This is a genomic window from Diaphorobacter sp. JS3050 (assembly GCF_013154915.1).
Taxonomy (GTDB): domain Bacteria; phylum Pseudomonadota; class Gammaproteobacteria; order Burkholderiales; family Burkholderiaceae_C; genus Diaphorobacter; species Diaphorobacter nitroreducens.
Genome location: NZ_CP053553.1, coordinates 1,571,845 through 1,595,927, shown reverse-complemented (window position 1 = coordinate 1,595,927; position 24,083 = coordinate 1,571,845). Strand labels below are relative to the sequence as shown.

28 protein-coding genes, 1 other RNA gene and 1 pseudogene are annotated in these 24,083 nt (G+C 61.5%); 18 read left to right on the top strand and 12 right to left on the bottom strand.

Annotated elements, in window-relative coordinates; all coding sequences use genetic code 11:
- Positions 1-71: 71 nt before the first annotated feature.
- The 4 genes from HND92_RS07840 to HND92_RS07825 form a co-directional block, all read right to left on the bottom strand.
- Positions 72-1,796, bottom strand: coding sequence for a DUF262 domain-containing protein (locus HND92_RS07840; protein ID WP_135149794.1), 1,725 nt, complete (start codon positions 1,794-1,796; stop codon positions 72-74).
- Positions 1,797-1,811: 15 nt separating this feature from the next.
- Entirely contained in the window at positions 1,812-4,334 is a 2,523-nt protein-coding gene (locus HND92_RS07835) for a DEAD/DEAH box helicase (protein WP_172206669.1), read from the bottom strand.
- Entirely contained in the window at positions 4,331-6,874 is a 2,544-nt protein-coding gene (locus tag HND92_RS07830) for a site-specific DNA-methyltransferase (RefSeq protein ID WP_172206668.1), read from the bottom strand. The genes HND92_RS07835 and HND92_RS07830 overlap by 4 nt, the downstream gene beginning before the upstream one ends.
- Positions 6,875-6,950: 76 nt before the next feature.
- Complete coding sequence (locus HND92_RS07825; protein WP_009517698.1) at positions 6,951-7,157, bottom strand: helix-turn-helix domain-containing protein; 207 nt, start codon at positions 7,155-7,157, stop codon at positions 6,951-6,953.
- 182 nt (positions 7,158-7,339) lie between these two features.
- Between HND92_RS07825 and HND92_RS07820 the strand changes: the two genes are divergently transcribed.
- Complete coding sequence (locus tag HND92_RS07820; RefSeq protein WP_151123374.1) at positions 7,340-7,543, top strand: hypothetical protein; 204 nt, start codon at positions 7,340-7,342, stop codon at positions 7,541-7,543.
- An 11-nt stretch (positions 7,544-7,554) separates the two neighbouring features.
- On the top strand, positions 7,555-8,040 hold the full coding sequence (locus HND92_RS07815) for a DUF3489 domain-containing protein (protein WP_172206667.1): 486 nt from the start codon (positions 7,555-7,557) through the stop codon (positions 8,038-8,040).
- Between the two features lie 538 nt (positions 8,041-8,578).
- Here the strand turns inward: HND92_RS07815 and HND92_RS07810 are convergent.
- The gene (locus HND92_RS07810) at positions 8,579-9,145 is read right to left on the bottom strand and encodes a hypothetical protein (protein ID WP_172206666.1); all 567 of its coding nucleotides are present in this window, start codon (positions 9,143-9,145) and stop codon (positions 8,579-8,581) included.
- 247 nt (positions 9,146-9,392) lie between these two features.
- Here HND92_RS07810 and HND92_RS07805 point away from each other — a divergent pair, with 247 nt between their 5' ends.
- From HND92_RS07805 to HND92_RS07730, 16 genes and pseudogenes are all read left to right on the top strand, one after another.
- On the top strand, positions 9,393-10,130 hold the full coding sequence (locus HND92_RS07805; protein WP_172206665.1) for a hypothetical protein: 738 nt from the start codon (positions 9,393-9,395) through the stop codon (positions 10,128-10,130).
- Positions 10,131-10,249: 119 nt separating this feature from the next.
- Positions 10,250-10,447: an AlpA family transcriptional regulator gene (locus HND92_RS07800; RefSeq protein ID WP_111868017.1), complete on the top strand. Its 198-nt coding sequence runs from the start codon at positions 10,250-10,252 to the stop codon at positions 10,445-10,447.
- Positions 10,448-10,461: 14 nt separating this feature from the next.
- Entirely contained in the window at positions 10,462-12,273 is a 1,812-nt protein-coding gene (locus HND92_RS07795; RefSeq protein WP_253940120.1) for a hypothetical protein, read from the top strand.
- Complete coding sequence (locus HND92_RS07790; protein ID WP_172206664.1) at positions 12,266-12,535, top strand: hypothetical protein; 270 nt, start codon at positions 12,266-12,268, stop codon at positions 12,533-12,535. The genes HND92_RS07795 and HND92_RS07790 overlap by 8 nt, the downstream gene beginning before the upstream one ends.
- Positions 12,536-12,573: 38 nt before the next feature.
- Positions 12,574-13,419: a hypothetical protein gene (locus HND92_RS07785; RefSeq protein WP_172206663.1), complete on the top strand. Its 846-nt coding sequence runs from the start codon at positions 12,574-12,576 to the stop codon at positions 13,417-13,419.
- Between the two features lie 166 nt (positions 13,420-13,585).
- Positions 13,586-14,029 (top strand): hypothetical protein, encoded by a 444-nt coding sequence (locus HND92_RS07780; RefSeq protein ID WP_135149788.1) that lies wholly within the window; start codon positions 13,586-13,588, stop codon positions 14,027-14,029.
- Between the two features lie 61 nt (positions 14,030-14,090).
- Positions 14,091-14,339, top strand: a complete 249-nt coding sequence (locus HND92_RS07775; protein ID WP_135149787.1) for a hypothetical protein — start codon at positions 14,091-14,093, stop codon at positions 14,337-14,339.
- Positions 14,340-14,341: 2 nt separating this feature from the next.
- Positions 14,342-14,503, top strand: a pseudogene (locus HND92_RS07770) (DUF2924 domain-containing protein); the annotation flags it as partial.
- 51 nt (positions 14,504-14,554) lie between these two features.
- A complete protein-coding gene (locus HND92_RS07765) occupies positions 14,555-15,673 on the top strand; it encodes an IS630 family transposase (protein ID WP_231403305.1) in 1,119 nt (372 codons plus the stop codon).
- Positions 15,674-15,814: 141 nt separating this feature from the next.
- A complete protein-coding gene (locus tag HND92_RS19320) occupies positions 15,815-15,904 on the top strand; it encodes a DUF2924 domain-containing protein (RefSeq protein WP_371814888.1) in 90 nt (29 codons plus the stop codon).
- On the top strand, positions 15,901-17,250 hold the full coding sequence (locus HND92_RS07755) for a recombinase family protein (RefSeq protein WP_135149785.1): 1,350 nt from the start codon (positions 15,901-15,903) through the stop codon (positions 17,248-17,250). The genes HND92_RS19320 and HND92_RS07755 overlap by 4 nt, the downstream gene beginning before the upstream one ends.
- Positions 17,247-17,420 carry a hypothetical protein gene (locus HND92_RS07750; protein WP_172204910.1) on the top strand — a complete coding sequence of 58 codons (174 nt, stop codon included), beginning with the start codon at positions 17,247-17,249 and terminating at the stop codon, positions 17,418-17,420. The genes HND92_RS07755 and HND92_RS07750 overlap by 4 nt, the downstream gene beginning before the upstream one ends.
- Positions 17,421-17,472: 52 nt before the next feature.
- Positions 17,473-17,880, top strand: a complete 408-nt coding sequence (locus HND92_RS07745; protein WP_041835871.1) for a transposase — start codon at positions 17,473-17,475, stop codon at positions 17,878-17,880.
- A 20-nt stretch (positions 17,881-17,900) separates the two neighbouring features.
- Positions 17,901-18,212 carry an IS66 family insertion sequence element accessory protein TnpB gene (gene tnpB, locus HND92_RS07740; RefSeq protein ID WP_011804029.1) on the top strand — a complete coding sequence of 104 codons (312 nt, stop codon included), beginning with the start codon at positions 17,901-17,903 and terminating at the stop codon, positions 18,210-18,212.
- Between the two features lie 80 nt (positions 18,213-18,292).
- Positions 18,293-19,807, top strand: coding sequence for an IS66 family transposase (locus tag HND92_RS07735; protein WP_011804030.1), 1,515 nt, complete (start codon positions 18,293-18,295; stop codon positions 19,805-19,807).
- A gap of 29 nt (positions 19,808-19,836) precedes the next feature.
- Complete coding sequence (locus HND92_RS07730) at positions 19,837-20,172, top strand: hypothetical protein (RefSeq protein ID WP_371814887.1); 336 nt, start codon at positions 19,837-19,839, stop codon at positions 20,170-20,172.
- 5 nt (positions 20,173-20,177) lie between these two features.
- Here HND92_RS07730 and HND92_RS07725 read toward each other — a convergent pair whose 3' ends face one another.
- The 7 genes from HND92_RS07725 to ompA all read right to left on the bottom strand — a co-directional run bounded on the left by HND92_RS07725 (position 20,178) and on the right by ompA (position 24,023).
- Complete coding sequence (locus tag HND92_RS07725) at positions 20,178-20,405, bottom strand: hypothetical protein (RefSeq protein WP_135149733.1); 228 nt, start codon at positions 20,403-20,405, stop codon at positions 20,178-20,180.
- A gap of 3 nt (positions 20,406-20,408) precedes the next feature.
- Positions 20,409-20,909, bottom strand: coding sequence for a GNAT family N-acetyltransferase (locus HND92_RS07720; protein ID WP_135149734.1), 501 nt, complete (start codon positions 20,907-20,909; stop codon positions 20,409-20,411).
- A complete protein-coding gene (locus HND92_RS07715; RefSeq protein WP_135149735.1) occupies positions 20,906-21,199 on the bottom strand; it encodes a DUF1778 domain-containing protein in 294 nt (97 codons plus the stop codon). The genes HND92_RS07720 and HND92_RS07715 overlap by 4 nt, the downstream gene beginning before the upstream one ends.
- A 308-nt stretch (positions 21,200-21,507) precedes the next feature.
- Positions 21,508-21,886, bottom strand: a transfer-messenger RNA (tmRNA) gene (gene ssrA, locus HND92_RS07710).
- A gap of 13 nt (positions 21,887-21,899) precedes the next feature.
- Positions 21,900-22,577 (bottom strand): HAD family hydrolase, encoded by a 678-nt coding sequence (locus tag HND92_RS07705; protein WP_135149736.1) that lies wholly within the window; start codon positions 22,575-22,577, stop codon positions 21,900-21,902.
- On the bottom strand, positions 22,574-23,287 hold the full coding sequence (ubiG, locus tag HND92_RS07700) for a bifunctional 2-polyprenyl-6-hydroxyphenol methylase/3-demethylubiquinol 3-O-methyltransferase UbiG (RefSeq protein ID WP_172206662.1): 714 nt from the start codon (positions 23,285-23,287) through the stop codon (positions 22,574-22,576). Before ubiG ends, HND92_RS07705 begins: the two co-directional genes overlap by 4 nt.
- A 79-nt stretch (positions 23,288-23,366) precedes the next feature.
- Entirely contained in the window at positions 23,367-24,023 is a 657-nt protein-coding gene (gene ompA / locus HND92_RS07695; RefSeq protein WP_011805663.1) for an outer membrane protein OmpA, read from the bottom strand.
- Positions 24,024-24,083 lie beyond the last annotated feature (60 nt).

Sequence of the window (24,083 nt, the reverse complement as noted above, 5' to 3'; positions counted from 1 at the left end):
AAAAGTCGGGGCCAAGAACTCCGTCGCCAACATACGAGCGAGAATCCAGTTCCCGCCCACCAGCTGCGGAGTCATGCTTTGATCCCATATGACCCGGCCAGACGATTCAGCAAATCCTTATGCCGCACCTCTAGATCACCCAGAGTGAAGGTACCCAAGGCCAGGAGACGCTGGGAGTTTGGCAAGCTTTCAACTCGGTCCTCGAAGTAACGCACCCGTTTATCGGCAAAGTCCAGGTTGCCCAGCGACGTGTTCTTACGTCGTGACAGAAGCATCAGGTTGCCGAGCCGGTGAAGCCATACCTCACACTGCGCATCGGTGAAATCCTTGAGCCATTGGCTGGCTTTGCCCGGTGTCTGCGGCAGAATGTGCTCGACGCTGATCTCGTCGGGCAAGTTCAAGGGTGCGGCATGACTGGCCAGCAGATATTCCAAACGCAACAGCACATACCTGGCAAAGCGCCGCCCATAGATCGCACCGTCGAGCAGATCCATCAGCTGCTTAGAGTCGAAATCGAAAACCCTGCTGGCCAAGACCTCGTCTGGAGTCCTGGCTGACTCGATGGCCTTGAGCACCTCGTTCATGTTGCTGATCCGCTGGGTTGGTGTCAGCTGCACAATCCAGTCGGCCGAAAATTTGTTATCGATGCGCTCGATCAGGTCGAGCAGTTTCTGAGCCTTGAATTTGCGATACCAGGCCAGCACCGGTGGAATCCAATCGGTGGCAGGCAAGCCACGGCGCATCACGTTGATGCGGTTGCGGTACGCGTTGCCAAGGCTGGTTGGCAGGCCATCAAACTGGATTGCCTCGTCGAAAGCGTCCTTGTAGGCTTTGACAGCCTCAAAACTGTCAGTGCCCAGCGCCAGCAACGGTGGTTTGGCACCGTAGATGCGCTCGTCGAATTCCTTGAGCAGACCTTCGCGCGCCTTATCTTTCACGTAGATCGTGCGCACCAGGGATAGGAATCGGTCGAATTCATCACGACCCATCTCGCCCTCGACCTCCTCCCAGTATTCGGCCCATTTGGTGCGCTCACTGTCCTTGCTGATGGCGCCAAGGTTTTTGGCCTTGAGGATGTCGCTGTTCGACAGGGGGATGCCCCGGTCGTTAAGGATGGTGAACAGGCGGAAAGCGTCGTCCAGATCCTCGGTGGAGACATAGATGAACAGTGCGTTGTTCAGCAAATATCCGACAAAGCGGTCAAAGTCTGCCTCAGACGGAAAACGGGTGGTGTCATCAATACTGGCATGTATGGTCTGCAAGCCTGCGGCCATATTCGACAGCGACAGGTTCTTGCTGGCTGCGATGCCCAGCAAATCCGGGCTCTGAGAGCCACCATCAGTCTTGATGTAACTTTCGATGAAGGTGCCAACGTTATCGCGAATGTCATAGACGATGCGATTGCGACCGGGAATCTTCTTCCACTTGTTCTCTTCCTGGAACAGCATTTCACGGCAAGCGGCTTTAAGCTTGTCATCCGTCACTCGGTCACGGATACAGGCCAGCATCAGCATCAAAGTGGTCAGACGCTGCTGACCATCCAGCAGTTCGTACTCTTCAAAGCTCACCCCGTCGGTGGTGCGAGTCGCCTTGCGCAGCACCATCGAACCCAGAAAGTACTGCCCCTCTGGATTGTGCTCACTGGCGTAATTCACATCGTCGATGAGTTCCGAGATTTCGTCTTTGCCCCAGACGTAGGCACGCTGGTAATCCGGGATGCGGAACCAGAAGCGCGAGAACACCTCACCGATGACAATCTTGGCGCTTTCGATCTGGCCCTTCTTGCTTGAACTCATTTCCACTCCCTGGGATTACTTGGATGCACTAGCAAACAGATCATCAAGCTGCGGGTTGCTGGTGATCAGCAGCAACTTCTTGATCGTGGCGGCCTGATTGATTTCCAGGCGCGCAAAATGCTCGCCACCAGCCGAAGACTGCTTGCGGATCAGTTGGATGCGCCCGAATAACCCGCCGTGCTTTTCCGCAAACTTTGCCAGCCCGACGGCCTTCTCAAAGTTGTCACTGAGGCTGGGATCATGGGGTTCCAGAATGTCGATGGCGAATGCACTGCCAGCTTTGCGCACCACGACCAGATCCGGAAACATCGGACGCACGTCACCACCCGTTTTATACGGAATTTCCAGTGACCACGGCTTGCGATCCAGATTGCGCAACCAGCCAACCACTTCAGGCTTGGCCAGTTCTTCCTTCAACACCCCGGCTTCCCAAGTGCCGAGCTCAGCACGGAACTGGCCGTTGCCTTCCACATACAGGTGGCGCTCCCAGAGGGGATCAGTCGGCAGTCGCTTGAAGTCGATGGATGCCGGCAAATGCCATGGCACTTCGTTAGGCTTGGCCGTCGCCAGCCGCAGCTTCTCGTAATTGAGGCGCCGCTGCTCCTTGAGTTTGTAGATGGCCTTTTTGTGCTGATCGTAAAGCGCATCGAAGGCCGCTTCTGCCTTTGATTCCAGCTTGGCCATTTCTGCCGCGTTGCGAGCCAGAACGATGGCCTCAACCTTGACTTCCAGCGCATCGCGATCCGCGTGGGCGCGCCAGTACTCCATCTGCAGGCCATGGCTGAAGGCGCGACCAGCTTCTTCAAACAGCCGATCAATGTCCACGTCCGAGGCGTCGATGTGATAGTCCGCAGTCGGCTCAGCTACGCCAGCGCCGTTATTGACAGCCAAGGTCCGCAGGCCAACCTGCGTGATCGCTTTGGCCGCAGCATCGAACTGGCCTGCCGCCTTGATCGCGGCGACCTGCTGCCCCATCCACTCAACAATCTGCTGCTTGGCTTGGCCCCAGGCATCGTCATCGATCTCATCGATGGTCAGGCTGCGTGAGATGGCCATATACCGGCGCAGCGGGCTTTGTGCTCGAGCAGCATTCACGCGGTAGGTGATCACTTCATCAAGTGCCGCAAAGATGGCCTCGCAGCCTTCGCGCCGCTTGAGCACCACCAGATTGCGGCTGGAGCCCGTTTCGGCGGGCGGCACATCTTCCGCGTTGTGCAGCGAGGCCACCACGCTTTCCACGGCGCCCGTATCGAAGTAGGGCAAAAACAGATGCACATCATTGAGCGCAGCATCTTTTTCGATGCGCCGTGCCAGTGGCGTGCGCACCATCCGGCCAAGCAACTGGGCGATGTAGGTGTGATCCTCCGCACGGCGGAACGACATCATCACCTCGGCGCGCGGGCAATCCCAACCGGTGGACAGGCTGGTTTTGAAAAACACCACGCCGATATTCTTGTCCGCATCGATGCGCGAGGCTTCCACCTTGCGCACCCGGCGGCCACCCACATCCAGGTCACCCGTGTCATGCATCGCATGGGCGACCTCGCCTTCGTTCAAACGGCGGCCAATGGCGCTCTCGATTACGGTCAGCGCTGCGCCAAGATCGGTCTTGGTGAGTTGACGGTCGGAACCGTTTTCGACCTGCACCACCAGCACCGGCCAGATGATTTGCTCTTTTTCGTCATGGCAATACGCGCCCCAGGCGGCCGTCATCTGTCCCCAGCGCCGGGCGGCTTCTTCCAATAGCGCCATCTCGGCTGTCGTGGCAGCTTCAGGGTGATGAATCAGGATGCGGTCTTTCAGCAGGCCGGATTTACGCACTTCTTCTGCCGGTACGGCCACCTTGTGCGTGGTCACGGTGTGTTCGGCATTGGCAATCAAATCCAGAAACCGCTTGGGCGTAGCCGAGACGCCAATCACCATCGGCATCTTGACCAGGCCCACCTCGGGGTACCCCAGCAAGAAGCGCTGCATCAAGGTTTGCGCAGCCTGCGCTCCCTTGCCCGAGGTCATGCCGCGGTGCGCTTCGTCGATCACCACATAGAAGCGATCCGGAATCGCCCGTGCCGTATTGGTCAGCGTTTCCCAGATCAAATGCTGCCGTCCGTCGCCACGGTTGGTCAGCGGTTGATTTACGGCCAGCTTCTGCGTGTTGATGAAATAGATGCGCCCGCCATCCAGCCGGGGCGCGTCGAAATGCGCATCAATGGTGATGAGCTGATTAACCCGGTACACCTTGTCCGACTTGCTCTCGATCTTGAGCTTGGTTTGCTCGTTGAGCTCGGGCATGTCCGACACCCACAGGATGACGGCATCGGGCTGCGGCGCCCAATCCAGCGGCCAGGCCAACTGGTCATCGGGCTCATCCAGAATCGCCTCGAACAGCGCCGTCATCATGATGGTCTTGCCGCTGCCCGTAGCGGCCGAGAAGGCCACGACTTGCTGGTTATCCGGCGACACGCTCTTGCGGGCGCTCACCAAGGCATCGCGTAGTTTGCCCAGCGCGTCTTTCTGAAAATCGAACAGCGTGACCTTCATGCCCGCGCTCCCTGGATATCGGTGTGACCGGCAGCGCGGTCCTGATTCTTGTTGATCATGAAATTGAGCAGGTAATCGCGGTACAACTGCACCATCGCCAAGCCTGGGTTGGCCTTGCCCGCCACCTCGCGCACGTCCTGCGCCATGGTTTTGAAAGATTCGTCCGCGTCGGTGACGATGAACACCTGCGACAAGCCGGCACGCCCCTCCAGCGACTTCAGCAAACGGCCCATACGGGTTTCATCCAGCAACACCACGAAGTTGCTGCCTTCCGGTGCAAACAGCACTGGCTCAGGCTCGCCGCGTTTCAATTCAGGCCGCGGCCCCACCGCGCCCGCCTTCAGCCACAGCAGCGGCAAGATTTCACGAAAGGCACGGCGCAGCGAAACGCGTTCGCGCTCCAGAAAATCCAGCTTGAAGTAGGCGAGGTTGGCGGCAAAGCCCGCGCTCATCGGGCGTTTTTCTTCTTCCGGCACCAGGATCGGCCCGAGCAGTTCCACCACCTGTGCCTTCAATTGGTCGAACACGCGCTTGACGGGCGTGACGATATAGAAGTCGGTGATGTGCTCTTGTCCGTCGAGTGCCTCCAGCCAATCTTCTGCGGCTGCTGGGTCAAACAGCACGCTGGCCTTGTGGTCTTCGGAAACGATGAACCGACAGGGATCTTTCACCAGCGTTTGCGGCAAGCCGTCGATCAGTGCCAGCACCTGCTTCTTCTTGGGCAGTGTGTCGAGCTGCGCCGGATCGACAAAACCAATCTGCGTGAAGCCGCGCGCTTTCTCGCGCTCCACCGTTTTGCCGGTCAGATATTCGCCGGTCAGCACCGAGCCATCGTCGCGCTGGCCAAGGATGGTGAACTTGCTGCGCGGCCAGGTCACCGAGCGGCAGATGCCTTGCGCTTCCCATTCCGCGTCGCCGGGTTGCAGGCCGCGGGCGCTCAAGGATGCGGCCTCCTCGGCGGAGACTTCGTTGTTGGTGACCAGGATGCAGCGCCGCTGGCCGCCATCGGTGGCGTTGAGCAGGTTGACGGCATTCAACGTGGTACCGCTGCCAGCGAAGAAATCGACGACCAGGGCGTTTGGCTTGTCTTCGAGATAGAAGCGGATCGTGTCACGTACTGCGTACAGGCTCTTTGGAAACGGGAATCTTCGGTCGGGAAGAATGTCCCCGAGCAATCGGGAGCCATATTGCGTCGCGTCATGGCTTGCAATGCGCCACTGACTGCCGGGCACCGCAAGCACAAAGCTGGCATTGCTATCTTCAACGATGATTGATCCATCTGCGGCGCGTCCAGCCTCTTGGAACTCCCCGCGTTGAATTTTGGCGTATTCACCGTCTTTGAGGATGTAGATGACAAAGCTTCGCCTCGCATTCCCGCCGATGCGAACACGGCCCTGCGCCATACGTTCCTTAAGAGTCTCAGGTGTCCATTGCCAGCGACCTTCACTACCGTCCTTGCGGATTGGCAGTACGGGAACCAGCCCGGGGATGGCCTCTGGACGAGATACTCCTTCGGGCAAAGGATTACCCACATGCGCGATCCGAAGATTTTTTGGATTAATGAATATTGGATAGAAGCAACCCGGAGATTCTTTTCTTGACGAACCAATTCCCGATCGGCGTAGCAAGTCCCACCGGATACTTCCAGTGTGAGTGCGTCCCTTGGCCGATACCCATTCACGGCTCAACTGGAGCCGCGCAGGCCCTGCCTTACCAAACATGACAAAAAAGATGTATTCATCGCTGCGGCCAAAACCACCCGCGCGGGCGACATTCGCCGGGTTGATCATGGTGCTGATCATCTGAATGCGAGCTTCGGGAAAGAGTTGCTCCAGTAGCATCCCAAGGTGCAAATACTCCTTCTCGTCAATCGTCACGATCAGCACCCCGGTGTCTGGCTTGAGCAGGCGCTTGGCCAGCCTCAGCCGCTTTTCCATGAAGGCCAGCCACTTGCTGTGCCGCCACTGGTCGTTGCCGTCCACGTAGTCGTTGTTGTATTTCCAGTCGCGCGCGCCGGTGTTGTAGGGCGGGTCGATGTAGATGCAATCCACCTTGCCGGCATAGAGGTAATCCAAGAGTTGCAGCGCGTGGTAGTTGTCGGCCTCGATCAGTGTGTGCCAGGGGGCATCTGCCGGGCCGTTTTGCACGGCATCCACGGGCACCAGCGCGGGGAAGATGGGCTCGCCAAATTCACGCACCACCAGCAGTTCATCCACCGGGAATTGCACCGGCTCTGCCGCAGCGCGGGTCGGTTCGCTGGGGTGTGCCTCGTTGCTGGGCTTGACGCAGGTGGCCACACCCGCGTGGATGGACTGGATTTGCCACACGTCTTTCAACGCACCGATCTGGCCGTATACCCGGCGACACACCAGATCGCCCTTGCGTGGCTTGGCACCGTGCAGTGGCAACAACTCGGGCAGGTGATCTTCGAACACCAAACCGAATTTCTTTTCTTTCTTCGCGTTGTCCCACTCGGCAGCAAGGCGCTCGCGCAGGCGCGGATCGCTGATTTGGGCGATCAGGGTATCAATGGCGGACAAACTTCCCTCCTTTTGGCCTGCCAACCCGCGCGGGCAACAGACTCGTGTTCATTCAGCAATTCGATGGGCCCAGTCATCACGAGCCCTTTTCTTCCTGAGCCGCATGCTCATCCGCACCACCGGCGCGCACCCAGTCGTCCACCTCGGAAACCTGGAACTTCCACAACCGCCCCACGCGGTGTGCAGGCAGGCCCTTGCGGTCGATCCAGCGGTAGATCGAATCGCGCGTGACACCCAGATGCTCGGCAATCTGGTCCACGGAAACCCACGGTTCAGCGGTCATGGCAGGGCTCCGGCAGCAGCGGTTGGGGCGGCATAAAGTCGGTTTGAATCGCAAAGACTGCAATTTATCAGGTTGAAGGCCACCAGACGAGGGTTCGATGCCGTGGGCATCATCTTTTTCTTGGCTTCTTGATCGTTCAGCGCGTGAATGGTGGCGTGATCCACCAATCAAGGAGCCCCACGATGAACACCAAGACCACTGCCATCGACACCTATCTCGCCCGCACCGCAGCCATCCACATCAAGGTAGCCCGGCTGCGCCAACTGGCCGACAACCACTTCGGCCACAACCTGGACGCCATCCACTGGGGCCACGCCGGTGACCTGGGGCGGGTGGATCAGGCACTGGATGATCTGCTGGCGATCTTCGACGATCAGGCTAAGTAAGGGAGGCCACGATGGAGGCACTGCCGAAACTCTCCCCAGCCCAAGCCCTGTTGCTGCGTACCGCCACTCGCCGCGCTGATGGGCGCGTGATTCCGCCCGAAACCCTGCGCGGCGGCGCGCGGGTCAAGGTACTGGCCGCGTTGCTGCAGCGTGGCTGGATCGAGCCTGCCGACGACGGCCACGTGATGACCGACGCGGGCTACGCAGCCATCGGTCTGCAGCGCCCCGCACCGCTGGATGACGTCCAGTCGATGGACACCACCGACGACCTCCAACTTCTGGAGGGCATCCCGGTGCGCCCTGGCACCAAGCTTGCCGCACTGGTGATGGTATTGCGCAGCCCGCAGGGGGCGACCAGTCTCCAACTGATGCTGGCCACCGCCTGGCAGCCGCACACGGTGCGCGGGGCGATTTCCGGGTTGCTGCGCAAGAAGCTGGGCCTGAACGTGGTGCTGGCTCACAACGACAGCGGCGAAAGGGTGTACCGGGTGGTCTGATAGGTCGCCAAGGGTGTCCAGTTTATGGAGGCCCTTGCCCATACCCCGGCGCTTCTGACGCATCGGACACAGGTTGTCGTAACTTCCCCTGAGGCGCGCACACGCGCACGCGTATAGAGAGTTACGTAGAGATGTGTCCGATGCGTCAGACGGTGCGCAAAGCGCTCGTGGGCCGATTTCTGCAATCCAGGCAGCGAATCAGCCGCAAACCCGCACCAGCATTGAGTTTTCGTCCCTGGCCGTTTTCGTTTGGCCGGGGTGCAAACCTGCAAACCGGGTACGCACCCTGGTTCGCACCTTTCCCATTACTCACCATCCCGCATAGGCCCGCGCTGGCCGGGCTTTCGGCCCGCTGGCCCACACCGTCGGGTGCGAACCGCAAACCCTGCAAATCTTGTTTCCTAGCCAGACGGTGGCGAAATGCTGCGCTCGCGCCCCCCGTATTGGATTATCGCCAGGAAGGACCCCTTTCGCCTGGGGCATGTATGCGTGCGCCGACCATAACAATAGACGCTGACCATCACCATCGTCACAACCATCACGGCCGGACTGGTCTGCGGTGCAGGTCTGAGTCCAGAAGGTGCAGTCGAATACGCTCAAAGCTCTGGAACATCTTGTGAGCTGACCGCTGCAAGCGTCTGAAATCAACCCACGTCTCCGGATCTGGCGCAGCGCCTGCCTTGTAGGATGAATGCGCGCCGTCAGGGTAGCGAAACACCGTGGACTTCGGGTCAAGCCGGTCGAATTCTGCGATCCGATCAAGGAGCCAACTGACCTGATCTGCCGGATATCTGCTTTCGATATGTGGCTTCAAAGAGTTTGCCAAATCACCCAGCCTGTGGCCATGCCTTTGATTGGGCATGAGCGCTTTGAGATACAACTCAAGGGCGTGCCGGTAGCAAAACAGGATCGGGTAGGCGGCTTCCCACGATTCGCGCCGCTCGGCCGCCGTAGCCAAAAGTCCGTCGGCTGCTTTGCCAAATGCACGGGCCACTTGGAATTCATTCATGCCTCCCGCGCCGACCGCGAACGTTCCAAAGTGAAACTCGTACTCCCCGAGCTCGTCTGGTGGCTCGGTGAAGATGTTGTGCTGATCGTCGCTCATTGCTTGCTCCGTACTGCGGGTCTCGAGACCCTTGATGGTGACGATTGTTTGATGATGTCGTTCGCCCGGTGTGACAGTGGTGATGGTCGTGACGGTCGCCGCTTATTGTTTACACCGGCGAAAGCACAGATATGCCCTCGGCACGATCATCACGCTGGGAACGCAGCGATGGATCGTACTGAGCGATGGCGAACCAGCATGGATGAACGTGGACGGTGTTGGACCACCCTCGGTAGACTGATGGGCAATGAATCCACATCTGCTCACCCTGGCCCTGACCACACCGCTCGAACAACTGCTGGAGTTGCCGAACGCGGTGCGGATTGCTGCCTGCGCCCGAGAAGATTTGCAGCACTTCAGCGCAGAGCAGTTGGCGCAGATGTTGGCCAGCATGGATGCCGCCATCACCGATACCGTGACATTGGCGCAAATCAAGTACGGCGGCGAACTGATCGACCGTTACGAGAAGCGCGACCTGGACTGGTTCATCGAGGTCGCCAATCAAGCCGAATGGCCGCGCCTGAGGTCAGCACCTGCAACGGATCGGGATTACCTCCGGCTCTTGGCGCTGTACAAGTTGGGCGTGGTGATTGAGGCCACAGCAGATACCCCGTCAGGGATCATCATCAGGCCGGCGGTCGATGCGCTGATGGAATCGTTGGAATCCTTGGTGGTGGCCGATCTGTTGCCGGAACCGCCATCAATGGAACAGCTCATCGAGGAAGCGTGGAAGGCCGGACTCACGCCGGAGCCCGTTGCCGCCGACGAAGTGCGCAAGGCCCAAAGCCAGGCAGTCAGACGGGCGGCCGATGCTCGACACGCCAGCAACCGGGCCGCAAGGCAAAAAGCCCTGGAACTGTTCGCTTCGAACACCTACCGCACCAAAGAAGAGGCCTACCGCATCATCGGCGCGCAGGTCTGCAAGGCACCGGGCACGATCAAGAATTGGATCGCGGGCATTCCAAAAGACTCGCCGCCCAAGTAATTTCACTGCGAACCTTCACGCTGCGCGCAGCGTGATCATCGTGCGCGCACCGTGTCTATGAATGCCAATTCTTGTGGCATTCAATACAGAGCATCCCCAAACGACCACGGATGCTCGCCATGTACCAACCCCGTCCTGCTCTGCCCGAAACCGGCTTCGTTCGGTTGCCGCAGATTCTGTCCCTGATCCCCATCAGCCGCTCGGCCTGGTGGGCGGGTATCCGGGAAGGCAAATTCCCCCAAGGCATCAAACTCGGCAGTAAGACCACGGTCTGGCGCGCTGAAGACATTCGCAATCTCATCGAACGCTCTCGCTGATTCGGGCGGTGACGATGAGCGCGCCCATCCCTTCTCCGGACGGAGTAGTAGAGAACGACCGTCACCACCATCACGACCATCACACGGTCGAGATGGATGCCGCGGCCACTCCGGCACCGACACCTGACACCGATCCCGTTGGCGTGATCGAGGCGGCGCTGGTCCGTCTGGTCGATGACGTGGGCGTGCTGGCCGAGGAAGACGTGGTGCGCGCCTTCTCGATCCTCAAGGCCACGGACCTGCCCGGCTACTTGCGCCTGCGCCAAGCTGCCAAGAAGGCCAATCGCGACTGCTCGGTGACGGTGCTCGACAAACTGGTGCGAGACGAACTGCCCGGCAGCGACGACGACGCCAGCGCGCTCGATGAACTGGTCGCCCTGGCCCGGGCGCAGTGCCAGTTGCACCACGATGCCGACCGCAATGCGGTCGCCGTGATTCCCATGCCCAGTCGGCGCGAAGTGTGGCGGGTGTATTCCTCAGGCTTCGAGGAATGGCTGCGGGCCGCGTACTGGCGTGCCAAGGAAATGGGCGTGCCGGAGACCACGATGAAATCGGCCCTGGCCACGCTCGCCGCTGCAGGCATCAACGATGGCGACGAGATCGAAGTCCACGTCCGCGCCGCCCGTTGCGACGATGGCTACCTGATCGATCTGGCCGATGAGCAGTGGCAGGCCATCCACGTCACACCCCAGGGCTGGCGGGTGGTGAACGAGTCGCCGGTGTATTTCACCCGCACGCCTTCGATGCGCCCGCTGCCTATGCCGGTGGCCCATGGCGATGTCGGATTGCTCTGGCAGCACACCAACATCCCGGCGCACAGCCGGGTGATGATGCTGGCGTGGCTGCTGGACTGTTTCCGCCCGGACACCCCCTTCCCGGTGCTGGAACTGGTGGGCGAACAAGGCTCGGCCAAGTCCACCACGCAATTCGTGCTGCGCAGCCTGGTCGATCCGAACAAGGTGATGCTGCGCGGGCGGCCCAAGACGGTGGAGGACGTGTTCGTCGCCGCCGCCAACAACTGGCTGGTCAGCTACGAGAACCTCTCTGGCCTCACGCCTGAGCAGCAGGATGCCTTTTGCACCCTGGCCACCGGCGGCGGCTTTGCTTCGCGCCAGCTCTACACCAATGGCGAAGAGCACGTCATGGAAACCAAACGGCCTGTGGTGCTCAACGGCATCGCCGTGGTTGCCACGCGCCCCGACCTGATCGACCGGGTGATCCACGTCGATCTGCCGACTATTCCCGCCGATGCCCGGCGCGACGATGCCGACACGTACGCGGGCTGGGAACGTGATCAATCCAAGGTGTTCGCTGGGCTGCTCGATCTGTTCTCGGCGGCGCTGGCCATTCTGCCAACGGTCAAGCTGACCCAGAAGCAGCGCATGGCTGATTACGAGCGCCTGGGCGAGGCAGTAGCCCGCGCCATGGGCTTCGCCGCTGGTGAATTCCAGCAGCAGTACGCCGAGCTCGTGCGCGCGGGCATCGACCGGGCCTTGGAAAGCAACGCCGTCGCGCAGGCACTGGACAGGTACATCGCCGAGCGCGTGCTGCCCTTGAACTGGCAAGGCACCGCCGGCCAGCTCTACGACCTGCTGAACACCCACAGCATCCCCGACCGCAGCAGTTGGCCGCGCTCGCCCAAGGGTCTGTCGGATCAGTTGCGCCGCATCGCCCCGGCCTATCGCGCCAAGGGCATCGACATCACCCACCTCGGCCACAGCCGGGAGGGGGCGCGCTGGCGCATTGCCCGGACCCGTTCCCAAACCAATCCTGCCACGCCACCCGGCATCGAGGGTGGCACTCGATATGGAGCTCACCGTGAGTAATCCCAACTTGCATCCCATCTGGGCCAAGGTTCTCGGCATCACGCCGCAGACCACCAGCCCATCCACCTCTGCCGAAACGCAGCTGTCCCCGCTGGCTGCCGCGATTGCGGCGATGACCGGGCAAACCAACTCCCACCAGGGTTGGCAGGCCACCAGCCATCCCCGCCGCCCCGGCGCGCCCGTCGGCATCAAAAAGCAAGTCGGCCCAGGCCTGTGGGTCAGCACCGTCGCACGGCCCGGCGACGCCCTGTATCCCGCTTGACCCCCGTCCATCCCTGATCAAACCTGGAGACCATCACCATGAAACTGAACCCGTCCAGCAAGAAGTCCAACCGCTACCTCGACAAGATCAAGGCCGAGCACGACGCGCTCAACCAAGAGCTCACGCCCCTCAAAGCCGAATTGGCTGAGGCTGAAGCGGAGCACGCTGCGGCACGCGAGAAGCAAACCCGGCTGCGTGATGCCGCTGGCTCGATGTCGATGAACACGCCATCGGCCGCCAAAGCCCACTGGCCCATCCTGTGTGAGGCGAACCAGCGGATGGAAAGGCTCAAGTCGAAGGTGTCCAACCTGGAGAGCCAACTGCGTCCGCTGCAGCAGGTCCTGGCCACGCCCGAGCGCTTTGCACTGGCCCGCAAGCAGCTTGACGATCTGATGGCACAACGCAAGGCGCTCACCGCTGAGGTGCAGACGGTCGATGGCCAACTGACCAAGATCGCCAAGCGGCTGGCGGACCTCGAAGCGCGCATTGCTGTCGAGACGAAGTCGGCATCTCGGGCGCTGCTGGACACCGAAGCGGAATTCGTGGCGCCTGAAACCTTGACCAAGCTGGAGATGGAGCTGCGCATCACCCGGGCATCGCAGGTTGAACTCGAGCGCCAGCGTGATGCGATTCAAGGTCAACTGGCTGGCCTGCCCGATGCCGCGCGCAAGGCGCGGGACCACTTCATCCACTGCCGTGCGGCAATGGCCGAAATCGAGCTGCACGAACAGTTGATGCCGGTCATGAACGCACTGGCTCGCGCCTCGGCGGCCCGGCGCCAGATCAACTACCACCACGACGAAAGTCGCTTCCCGGTTGAGATTCCACGCGATCTGATCGAAGCAGCCAGCGATGCACTGGCGGCAGAAATGCCAGCGGCTTGACCGTCACGCGACCTGCCCACAGGCGAATTGGGTCCTTCCTCGCCATAAAGCAATACGGGGGGCGCGAGCGCGCTGCCCCGCTACCGACAGCCCCCGAAACGGGTTACCAGTTACCACCCCGGTTACCGCCCGGCACCGTGCCGGGTTACCACTCAAGGAGCTTTTGATGAACCACTCGACAGAACCCCAAGCCAGCGATGGCGCCCGCCACGTGCCCGTTGAACGCCTGCAGCACTACAACCCCGAAGTCGAGCAGCGCGTGCAAGGCTGGTTTGCCAGCGGCCAGCCGCTGGTCTGGATTCCCATCCTCAGCCAGGAGAACTTCCCGGACGTGCCCCAGCAACTCCTGGAGTTTGCCGACCACTACCAGGAGGCCATGCGCTGGCCTGTCCACCGGATGGAAGACCTGCTGCAGTTGCCCAATGGCATCACCGGCTGGTTGATGCCGGCCACGGCCAGTGACACCGACGTGGCCTGCGGGGTGTGGGACGGTGAGATCTACATCCTGGGCATCAAGGACCGGCGCACCGGCAAACCGCAGACGCTGCTGGGAGAGCGTGTCGATGTTGCGACAGGGCAAGCCGACGCCCCCGAACAGAGCGCGGTTTGACTTGGCTTCTGGTCGCCACAGCGCGTTCATGGAGGTCCGCAAACCCCTCTCGGAGAAAGCAATGAGCACCCATCAAACCCTGCGCGTGCAGGTCACCGACACCAACCAGCGCCCGCGCGGCGTGATGACCATCGAGGCCGATTTCGACCACGTTGGGCCCTACCGCGTACAGCACGATGGCCACACCTACTGGTTCACGGGCAAATCCGGCACCCACCGCGCCAGTGGCGTGGCCACCCGCGAAATGGCGACCGCTGACGATGCCCGCCTGTGGATCACGCTCGGTGGCACCGCGATCTGGGAGGACTGAGGATGGCCACCGAACAGCAACACACCATCGCAGCGCAGTTGGCGGCGTTGCCCAATCTTCCAATGACTGACCTCTGGGCACTTTGGGATCAGCACTTTCCCCGGAGGCCCAGCCACCGCAATCGCAACTACGTGGAATCGCGTCTGGCCTACCGCATCCAAGAGCTAGTGTAGTGTTTGATTCTTAATGAAACTTAATTGAGCAACCACGCTCCAATGCTCTACTACGGTTTGCATTGGAGTGAAAAATTGCGAGTTGCCCCGACGATTGTGTTGACGGATGAAGAGGAAAGCGAGCTGAGCCGGCTGGCGCGCTCCAAGCGCACCAGCGTCAGATTGGCCCAGCGCGCCCAGATCGTGCTGCTGGCCGCGCAGGGGCTGCAAAACAAGGATATTGCCGAGCAGCTTGGCATTGGGCGCGTGCAGGTGGCGCGCTGGCGTGAACGCTACCTGCAATTGGGGCTGCAAGGTATCGAGCGCGACTTGCCGCGCGGCGCACCGCCGGTGAAGGTGGATGTGGCCAAGCTTGTGAAGCTAACCACACAGACCAAGCCCGAGGCGGCCACGCACTGGAGCACGCGCACGATGGCCGCTGAGTTGGGCGTCAGCGCCAGCACCGTGATGCGCCATTGGCAGGCCCACGGTCTCAAGCCTCACATCGTGCGCGGCTTCAAGGTCTCGCGCGATCCGCAGTTCGTGCAAAAGCTCGAAGACATCGTGGGGCTTTACATGTCGCCGCCCGAGCATGCGCTGGTGCTGTGCTGCGACGAAAAGAGCCAGGTGCAGGCGCTGGACCGAACGCAGCCCGGGCTGCCGCTCAAGAAGGGGCGCGCGGCCACCATGACGCACGACTACAAGCGCAACGGCACAACCACCTTGTTCGCTGCGCTCAACGTGCTCAACGGTCAGGTCATCGGCCAGTGCCAGCAGCGCCACACCCACATCGAGTGGCTGAAGTTCCTGCGTCAAATCAATCGGGAGACGCCCAAGGACAAGACGCTGCATCTGATCGCCGACAACTACGCCACGCACAAGCATCCAGCTGTGCAGGAGTGGCTGGCCAAGCACCCCAGATTCAACATGCACTTCACGCCGACCTCGGCATCGTGGCTGAACATGGTCGAGCGCTTCTTTCGCGACATCTCCGAGAACCGGCTACGCCGCGGGGTGTTCACCAGCGTGCCCGAACTCGTCTCGGCCATCGATGAGTACATCGCGCATCACAACACCAACCCCAAGCCGTTCATCTGGACCAAGAACGCTCGCGACATCCTGCAAAAGGTCATCCGCGCCAATAGCCGATTAAGTTCCAAACAGAATGCAACACTACACTAGCCTACGGCACGCTGCCAACCAACATCCGCAAGATGCTGGTCGAGGCCGGTGCCAAGCATTCCAAGATCAAATCCGCCGCCGGTCGTAGCGCGCAGACCCTGCTGATGCCCGGCACCACGCTGATCCGGGAATGGGAAGAGCCTGTCGGCGGCGGCCCGCCACATCACCGGCACGCGCTGGAACGGGCCGAAGTTCTTTGGTCTGCGCGATGGCAAGGGGGATAGTCAATGAACGCGCCGTTGCTCGTGCCACCCAAGCGCTGCGCAGTGTATTGCCGCGTGTCCAGCGACGAAGGGCTGGACCAGTCCTTCAATTCCATCGATGCCCAGAAGGAAGCCGGGCACGCTTTCATCAAGAGCCAGAGCCACGAGGGCTGGATCGCCGTGGCCGATGATTACGACGATGGCGGCTTCTCTGGCGGCAATATGGATCGACCCGCCCTGCGCCGACTGATGGCAGACATAAAGATGGGCAAGGTCGACATCGTGGTGGTTTACAAGATCGACCGGCTGTCGCGCTCGCTGGCGGATTTTGCGCGGATGGTCGATGTGTTTGACCGCCACCGGGTCAGTTTCAGCGCCGTCACGCAGCAGATCAATTCGGCCACGTCGATGGGCCGGTTGATGCTCAACGTTTTGCTGTCCTTCGCACAGTTCGAACGGGAAGTGACTGGCGAGCGCATCCGCGACAAGATCGCGGCCAGCAAGGCCAAGGGGATGTGGATGGGTGGACCGCTGCCGCTGGGGTACGACGTGCGCGACCGGCAACTGATCGTCAACGACACCGAGGCGGCACTGGTGCATCGCATCTTCGACGACTTCGTGACGATGCGCTCGGCCACGCTGATGGTGAAGGCCTACGGCGCGGAAGGCGTGGTCACCAAGGGTGGCAAGTCTTTCACGAAGCAGACCATCTACAAGATGCTGCACAACCGGATGTACCTGGGGGACATCGTGCACAAGGGGCAGGCTTTTCCGGGTCAGCATCAGGCCATCATCACCCAGGAGCAGTGGGATGCTGTGCACGCCCTGATCGCCACCGATGGCATCGAACGGCGGCGCGAGACCAATGACCGCCAGCGGGAACCGGTGTTGCTGCGTGGCCTGCTGTTCACGCCCGATGGTGAACGGCTGGTGCCCAGCTACACCGTCAAGAAGGGCAAAACCTACCGCTACTACACACCGATCAAGCACCGGCGCTTTGGCGCCTGGGCCAGCAGCCACGGGCCGTTGCCAGCGGCGCCCATCGAGGAATTGGTGACCCAGCAGATCGTAGCAGCGCTATCAGCACCGCACATCGTGCAGTCGGTGTGGGATCGGATTCGGACAACCCGCCCAGACCTGTCGGAGCCTGAGGTCGTGCTTCCGATGCGAAATCTGGCGGGCCTGTGGCAACACCTGTTCCCCGTTGAACAGTGTCGACTGGCGCAGCTGCTGATCGAGCGCGTGGTGATTGCCGACGGCGGGCTGGAAATCATCTGGCGCGATCAGGGCTGGCAGGAACTGGCCGGGGAACTGATGCCCGGCACCATCGGCGCGGAATTGCAGGAATGGGAACAGCAGGAGGTGGAGGCATGAAGCCGAAAGTGCAGCCGTTGGGGGCAGCAATCGCCCGCGAACGCCGGGATGGCGGCCAGGTCAAGCTGTCCACCTTCATCCCGCTGAAGATCAGGAAGCGCGGCGCCAGCAAGGTGGTGGTGCGACCAGATGGGGCGGTCGAGTGTATCCGTCCGGTGACCCCATATTGAACGCGCCGTGAGAAGCGGGCATCGTGCCCACGATTGGAGGATCGTGGAGACGATGGAACAGGTTTCAAGCGAAGGCCGGCCGCGCCGGCGTGAATACAGCAAAGCGTTCAAGGCACAGTTGGTGGCTGCGTGCGCGCAGCCCGGTGCCAGTGTCGGTGGTGTGGCCTTGTCGCACGGGCTGCACGCGAACATGGTGCACCGATGGATTCGGGAGGCGGGCCCTGTGCGCGCTCAACCGGGCGTTTGTTCGGATGCTGAGCCCGGCTTCATCTCGCTGCCGCTGACGGCAATGGCGGACAGCACCCATGAGGAGCAGGCGCTGGCTGCATTACCGCCATCCGCGCCTTTACCGCTGCCGTCTGCGCCAGTCCATGTGCGCCTGCAACGCGGCGAACTGGTGGTCAGCCTGCAGTGCCCACTGGGCCAGTGCGGGGCGCTCTTGCGCGAGGTGTTGCGGTGATCCGGGTCGATGCGGTCTGGATGTCCACGCAACCGCTGGACATGCGCGCCGGCCCCGAGACGGCCCTGGCCAGAGTGGTGCAAGTCTTTGGCGCGGCCCGCCCGCACCACGCTTATCTCTTTGCCAACGCACGGGCCAACCGCCTGAAGGTACTGGTGCACGATGGCTTTGGCGTCTGGCTGGCCGCAAGGCGCCTGAACCAGGGCAAGTTTGCCTGGGGCGATGAGCGCCTGGGTCCTCGGCTCACACTCAGCGTCGAACAACTGCAAGCCCTGGTCACGGGCTTGCCCTGGCAGCGCCTGGGAGAAGACGCTGTGATCACGGTGCTGTGATGTTGGTCGCCCCTGGGGCGGCGTTCAATTCGTGGATATGCCAGTAGGCGGCTGCCCACCCATCGGGGATGATGACGGCCATGAACGAACCGGTGGATCTGCAGAGCATGGACGAGGCGCAAATGCGCCAGATGCTGCAGCACCTCATGAGCGAGCTCAAACACAAGCAGACGCTGCTGGACAAGCTCAGCTACGAGATGGCCATCCTCAAGCGGCTGAAGTTCGCCGCCAAGACCGAGGCATTGAACGCCGATCAGCGCAGTCTGCTGGAAGACGCGCTCGAAGAAGACCTGCAGGCGGTGGATGAGGAGATCGAGCAGCTGCGCTCGGCTGAAGAGCGCAGCCCACGCCAGCAACCCAAGCGCCTGCCATTGCCGGCACAACTGCTGCGCCAGGAATTCACACACGAGCCCGAGGTGACTGAGTGCTGCGGCCAGGCCATGCGCCGCATGGGCGAGGACGTGGCCGAGAAGCTCGACTACACGCCCGGCGTGTTCATGGTGCACCGCCATGTGCGCGGCAAATGGGTGTGCGCGTGCTGCCAGACGCTCAAGCAGCAGCCGGTCGAGGCGCACATCATCGACAAGGGCCTGGCCACCACCGGCTTGCTGGCCCAGGTGCTGGTGGCCAAGTACGCGGACCACCTGCCCCTGTACCGCCAGGAGAGCATCTATGCCCGTGCTGGGGTGCCGCTGGCACGCTCGACCCTGGCGCAGTGGGTGGGCAGCTGCGGCGTGCAACTGCAGCCGCTGGTCGATGCGCTGCGTCAGGAGGTGCTCGCACACAGCATCGTGCACGCCGATGAGACCCCGGTGCAGATGCTCAAGCGCGGCAGCGAGCGCGATGGCAAGACGCACCGCGCCTACCTGTGGGCCTACACCCCGGGGCGGCACGAAGACCTCAAGGCCGTGGTCTACGACTTCTGCGAAAGCCGCGCGGGCAAGCACGCCGGTGAATTTCTCAACGGCTGGCGCGGCACGCTGCTGGTCGATGACTTTGCGGGCTACAAGCAGCTCATGGGCGAGCACATCACCGAAGCGGCTTGCTGGGCGCACGCCCGGCGCAAGTTCTTTGAGCTGCACGCAGCCAACAAGAGCCAGATCGCCGAGCAGGCGCTGGTGCAGATCGGGCAGCTCTACGAGGTGGAGAGGCAGGCGAGCAATGTCGATGGCACCGAGCGGCTGCGAATGCGCCAGCAGCACAGCCGCCCGATCGTGGACAAATTGCACGCCTGGCTGAGCGAGCACCGCAGTAAGGTACCCGAGGGTTCAGCCACGGCACGGGCCATCGACTACAGCCTGCGGCGCTGGCAGCCGCTCACGCGCTTGCTGGACAACGGCCAACTGCCGATCGACAACAACTGGATCGAGAACCAGATGCGACCGGTCGCGCTCGGTCGTAAGAACTGGTTATTCGCCGGGTCGCTGCGGGCGGGACAGCGTGCGGCTGCCGTGATGAGCCTGATCCAGTCGGCCAAGCTCAATGGCCACGACCCACACGCTTACCTCAAGGATGTGATGACCCGACTGCCCACACACAAGGACAGCCGCATCGGGGAACTGTTGCCGCATCGGTGGCAGAGCGCCACGATCTGAGTCTCAGTCATGACCGCCGGCGACGGTCAATATGGGGTGGCCGGACGGATACGGTCGAGTCGCCGGGCAAAGTCGCCAACCAGATCGACCAGCCCTTACTGGTGGCCCTGACGCGGGCCTTCTACTGGCAGCAACTGCTCGACGACGGTGTGGTCGGCAGTGGCAGCGAGATCGCCCAGCGCGAAGGCCTGCACCACTCGACGGTCAACGAGCTGCTGCGTCTGACGCTGCTGGAGCCGGCCATCATCCAGAGCATCCTTGCCGGACAGCAGCCCAAGTGCATGAGCCTGCTGTGGTTCCAACGGAACCCACTTCCGACCGACTGGGTGGCGCAGCGGGAAGTGGTGGCGGGGTTCGACGCCTGACCGAGTTACGAGCCCTCGATGACCCGTGCCACATCACTGCGGCATTCGGCGCACTTGCCCAGCAGCAGCAAGTCGCCACCCTTGATGGTGCCGCTGAAATTGGTGATCGTGGTTTCGTGACGGCACTGGCCGCACCAGACGTTGGACAGCAGCCGCTGGCGAATGTCGGCAGGGATGGACTCCCAGCGCTGGCGGGCCGGCTTGGTAAAAGTGGGCAGTGATTCGATGGTCATGGTTCAGAGGACCCAGCGACGGGCGTCCTTCAAGAGCAGCAACAATTGCTGTTCGCGCAGCGGTGACGCGATGAACCCGAACCGGGTGTAGAACCTCGCCGCTTCTTCATCGATGGGGTGGGTCAGCATGGCACGGATGCCGGCCTGTTCGGCAATCAGCATCGTGCGGCGAATCGCGTCCTGCAGCAGGCCAAAGCCGATGCCTCGCCCCTGGTCCACCACCGAGACAGCGAGCCTCGCCAGAATCACCACCGGCAACGGGTATTGCCCCATCCCCTTGCGAATGCGCTCCGGCGCCTCCAGCGTGTCGACTTGTCCCACGGTCAGGCTAAAGTAGCCCGCCACGCGGCCATCGTCCACGGCAACGACAAAGGTCTTGGCCGAGCCACTGCCCTGCGCCTGGCGGGCGTGGCGCAACAGCCAGTCATTCAACGCGGGCTTGCCGCAATCAAAACCTTCCAGCCGATGCTGCGCGGCCAGAGGCTCCGGTGCGCGCAACGTCACTTCGTATCCCAGGGCGCCTTGCGGGCAAACAGGTCACGCAAACCTTCATTGGTCTGTTCGGGGCGATCCAGCAGATCCATCAGGGCCTGGTACTGGCTACCCGAGACCATGAACAACCGCTGATCGAGCAGGGTCTGCTCGGCGGCCAGGCACGCGCTGTCGAGGATGAAGTCTGTCAGCGATTTGTGGGCCACCTCGGCGGCACGGCGCAGCACCACCTCCTGTTCGGGGGTAGCGCGCAGCCCAAGTCGGGAAGAACGGGCGGAAGGCGACGATGCAACGGCAGTCATGGCAGCACCTCTTTTGTTAGATCAACTGCCGCAATGTTAGTACAAGTGACGCACGCCGTCTAGTTGCGGTGGTGACCGGCGGCCTTGGTTGACGATGAACCGACGCGCGTAAGTTGTTGATTTTGCTAGGCCACCATCTGCGCCTACCCGCAGGCCAAACGGAGAACAGAGACAGCTCCGGCCGAGAAAGTGGCCGATTTCGGGCGTTTCGGCAGCAGGCCACCCGCAGCACAGACGGCCGGAACCCCGCGTGGTGCGGGGATTTCGGGCAAGAAAAAGGGCCCGGAGACTATCCGAGCCCTTGTGTATGGTGGAGCTGGCGGGAATTGAACCCGCGTCCGCAAGCCTTCTTCGGGCAGATCTACATGTTTAGTGCTCTGTTTTCATTCTTGCATCTCACGTCGCGCAGGCACACGCTACGCAAGATGCCAGCACCCTTGAATCTCGTGCCATGCCAAGGTGCCCGGCATGCCACCAGCTGATGTAAATTCCCTTGCAGCCGGGAGGCCTTGCGGCCCCCTTGCCCAGCCCATCAGCGTACTGTTGCAAGGCTCACCGGTATTTAAGCGGCGAGTGCGAAACGTTCGTCGTTTGCAGTTAGTTTAGTGAATGGAGATTTACGAGCGTCACTCAAGCTCGACATGCACCGCTCCGATTCCGAACCCACGTCGAAACCGGGACAGCCCCTTGGATGACTATTTTAGTCCAGGCCCATCAATTTCAAGAGGTCAAGGGGGGAATAAATCTCTGCATCCGCGCCCCACCTCTTCGGGGAGGCGCCCGAGCCAAGATAGCCGTACATGGCCACCACGGTTTTCATGCCTGCGGCTTGCCCTGCCTGAATATCTCTTTCGTCGTCACCGACGTAAATGCACTCGTGCGGCTCCAGCCCCAGGCGCCGTGCAGCCTCCCACAAAGGCTCTGGGTGAGGCTTGGAATACGCAGTGGTGTCTCCACTGACGATGGCCCCCGCGTTGGCGAAAAGCGCCACGCGCTGGGCGATGAGCGAGGTAAAACGCTCCACTTTATTGGTCACCACACCCCATTTCAACGGACGATGCTCAAGAGTAGCCACCAATTCCTGGATGCCAGGAAACAATGCCGTTTGATCGTGGATGCATTGCTCGTAGTTGGTGAAAAACTCTTCCCTCAAGCCGGGAAAGTCCGGATGGTCCGGCGTGATACCGAATGCCACCGACAACATACCCCTCGCGCCCGCGCCAGCCAGGGGGCGATAGGCCTCCAGCGGCAGCGAAGGGAGCCCGCGGACGGACCGCAACTGGTCCGCAGCAAAGCCCAGGTCAGGCGCACTGTCGATCAAGGTGCCATCCAGGTCGAACAACACCCCGCGCACCGCCGTGAAAGACAACTCGCTCATGCAGTGGGCCGCCTGGTAGCGAACAGGTAATTCACATCGGTGTCCCCGCTCAGCCAATAGCGGCCGGTTACGGGGTTGTACTGCATGCCGCGCGTATGCAACACATCAAGGCCCGCCTGGCGGCATGCGGATGCCAGCTCACTGGGGCGGATGAATTTGGCGTACTCGTGCGTTCCCTGGGGCAGCATCTTGAGCAGGTATTCCGCCCCCACGATCGCCAACGCAAAGGACTTCGCATTCCGGTTGATCGTAGAGAAGAACACCCATCCGCCTGGCTTGACTAGGCGCGCGCATGCGGCCACAACCGACTGGGGATCGGGCACATGCTCCAGCATCTCCATGCAGGTGACCGTGTCGAACGACCCAGGACACTCGTTTGCCAACTCTTCGACGCTGATCTCCCGGTACTGTACGCGCGGCGTTTCCGCCTCCAGGGCATGAAGCCGCGCCACGCGCAATGCCTTGGACGCCAGGTCGATCCCCGTGACCTCTGCCCCCTTGCGGGCCATGGAGTCCGACAGAATTCCCCCGCCACACCCCACGTCGAGAACCTTGCGCCCTTCCAGAGGCGAGAGTTGATTGATCCAATCCAGCCGCAACGGATTGATTTGGTGCAGCGGACGGAATTCGCTGTCGGGGTCCCACCAGCGATGGGCCAGTTCCGAAAACTTGGCCAACTCAGCGGGATCGGCGTTTACAGAAACAGTCATGTTTTCATTGTCCCATCTGCAACGAGCAAGGCATAAAAAAAGCCCCGTTGCCGGGGCTTTTTTGTGACCGATGGATCGATCAGTTGGCGCGGGTACCAACCACTTCGATTTCCACACGGCGGTTCTTGGCGCGACCTTCCTTGGTCTTGTTGTCCGCCACGGGCTGCTTTTCGCCCTTGCCTTCGGTGTAGACGCGGTTCTTTTCGATGCCCTTGGACACCAAGTAAGCCTTCACGGCTTCAGCGCGACGCACGGACAGCTTCTGGTTGTAGGCGTCGGTACCGATGGAGTCGGTGTGACCCACGGCAATGATCACTTCCAGGTTGATGCCCTTGACCTTGGAAACCAGGTCGTCCAACTTGGCCTTGCCTTCGGGCTTGAGGACGGACTTGTCGAAGTCGAAGAAAGCGTCGGCTGCATAGGTCACCTTGCTAGCGATAGCAGGTGCGGGGGCCGGAGCGGCAGGAGCTGCGGCTGCAGGAGCGGGTGCAGCTGCGGGAGCAGGAGCAGCAGCCTTCACCAGAGCGCCGTCGCAACCTTCAGCAGCGGTTGCGGGGGTCCAGTTGGCGTCGCGCCAGCACAGTTCATTCGTGCCGTTCTTCCAGACCAGCTCGCCCGAGCCGTTTTGCCAGTTATCGATGACCTTACCGCCGTCTGCCGCCTTCACTTGAGCAACAGCCGAGGTAGCAAGCACAGCAGAGGCCAACAACATCGCCACTTTGTTCAGTTTCTTCATGGTTCTCCTCTTGGGGAAAAAGCCGCAGCCGCGCTGCGAATCAGGGACGTCGTCAGTGAC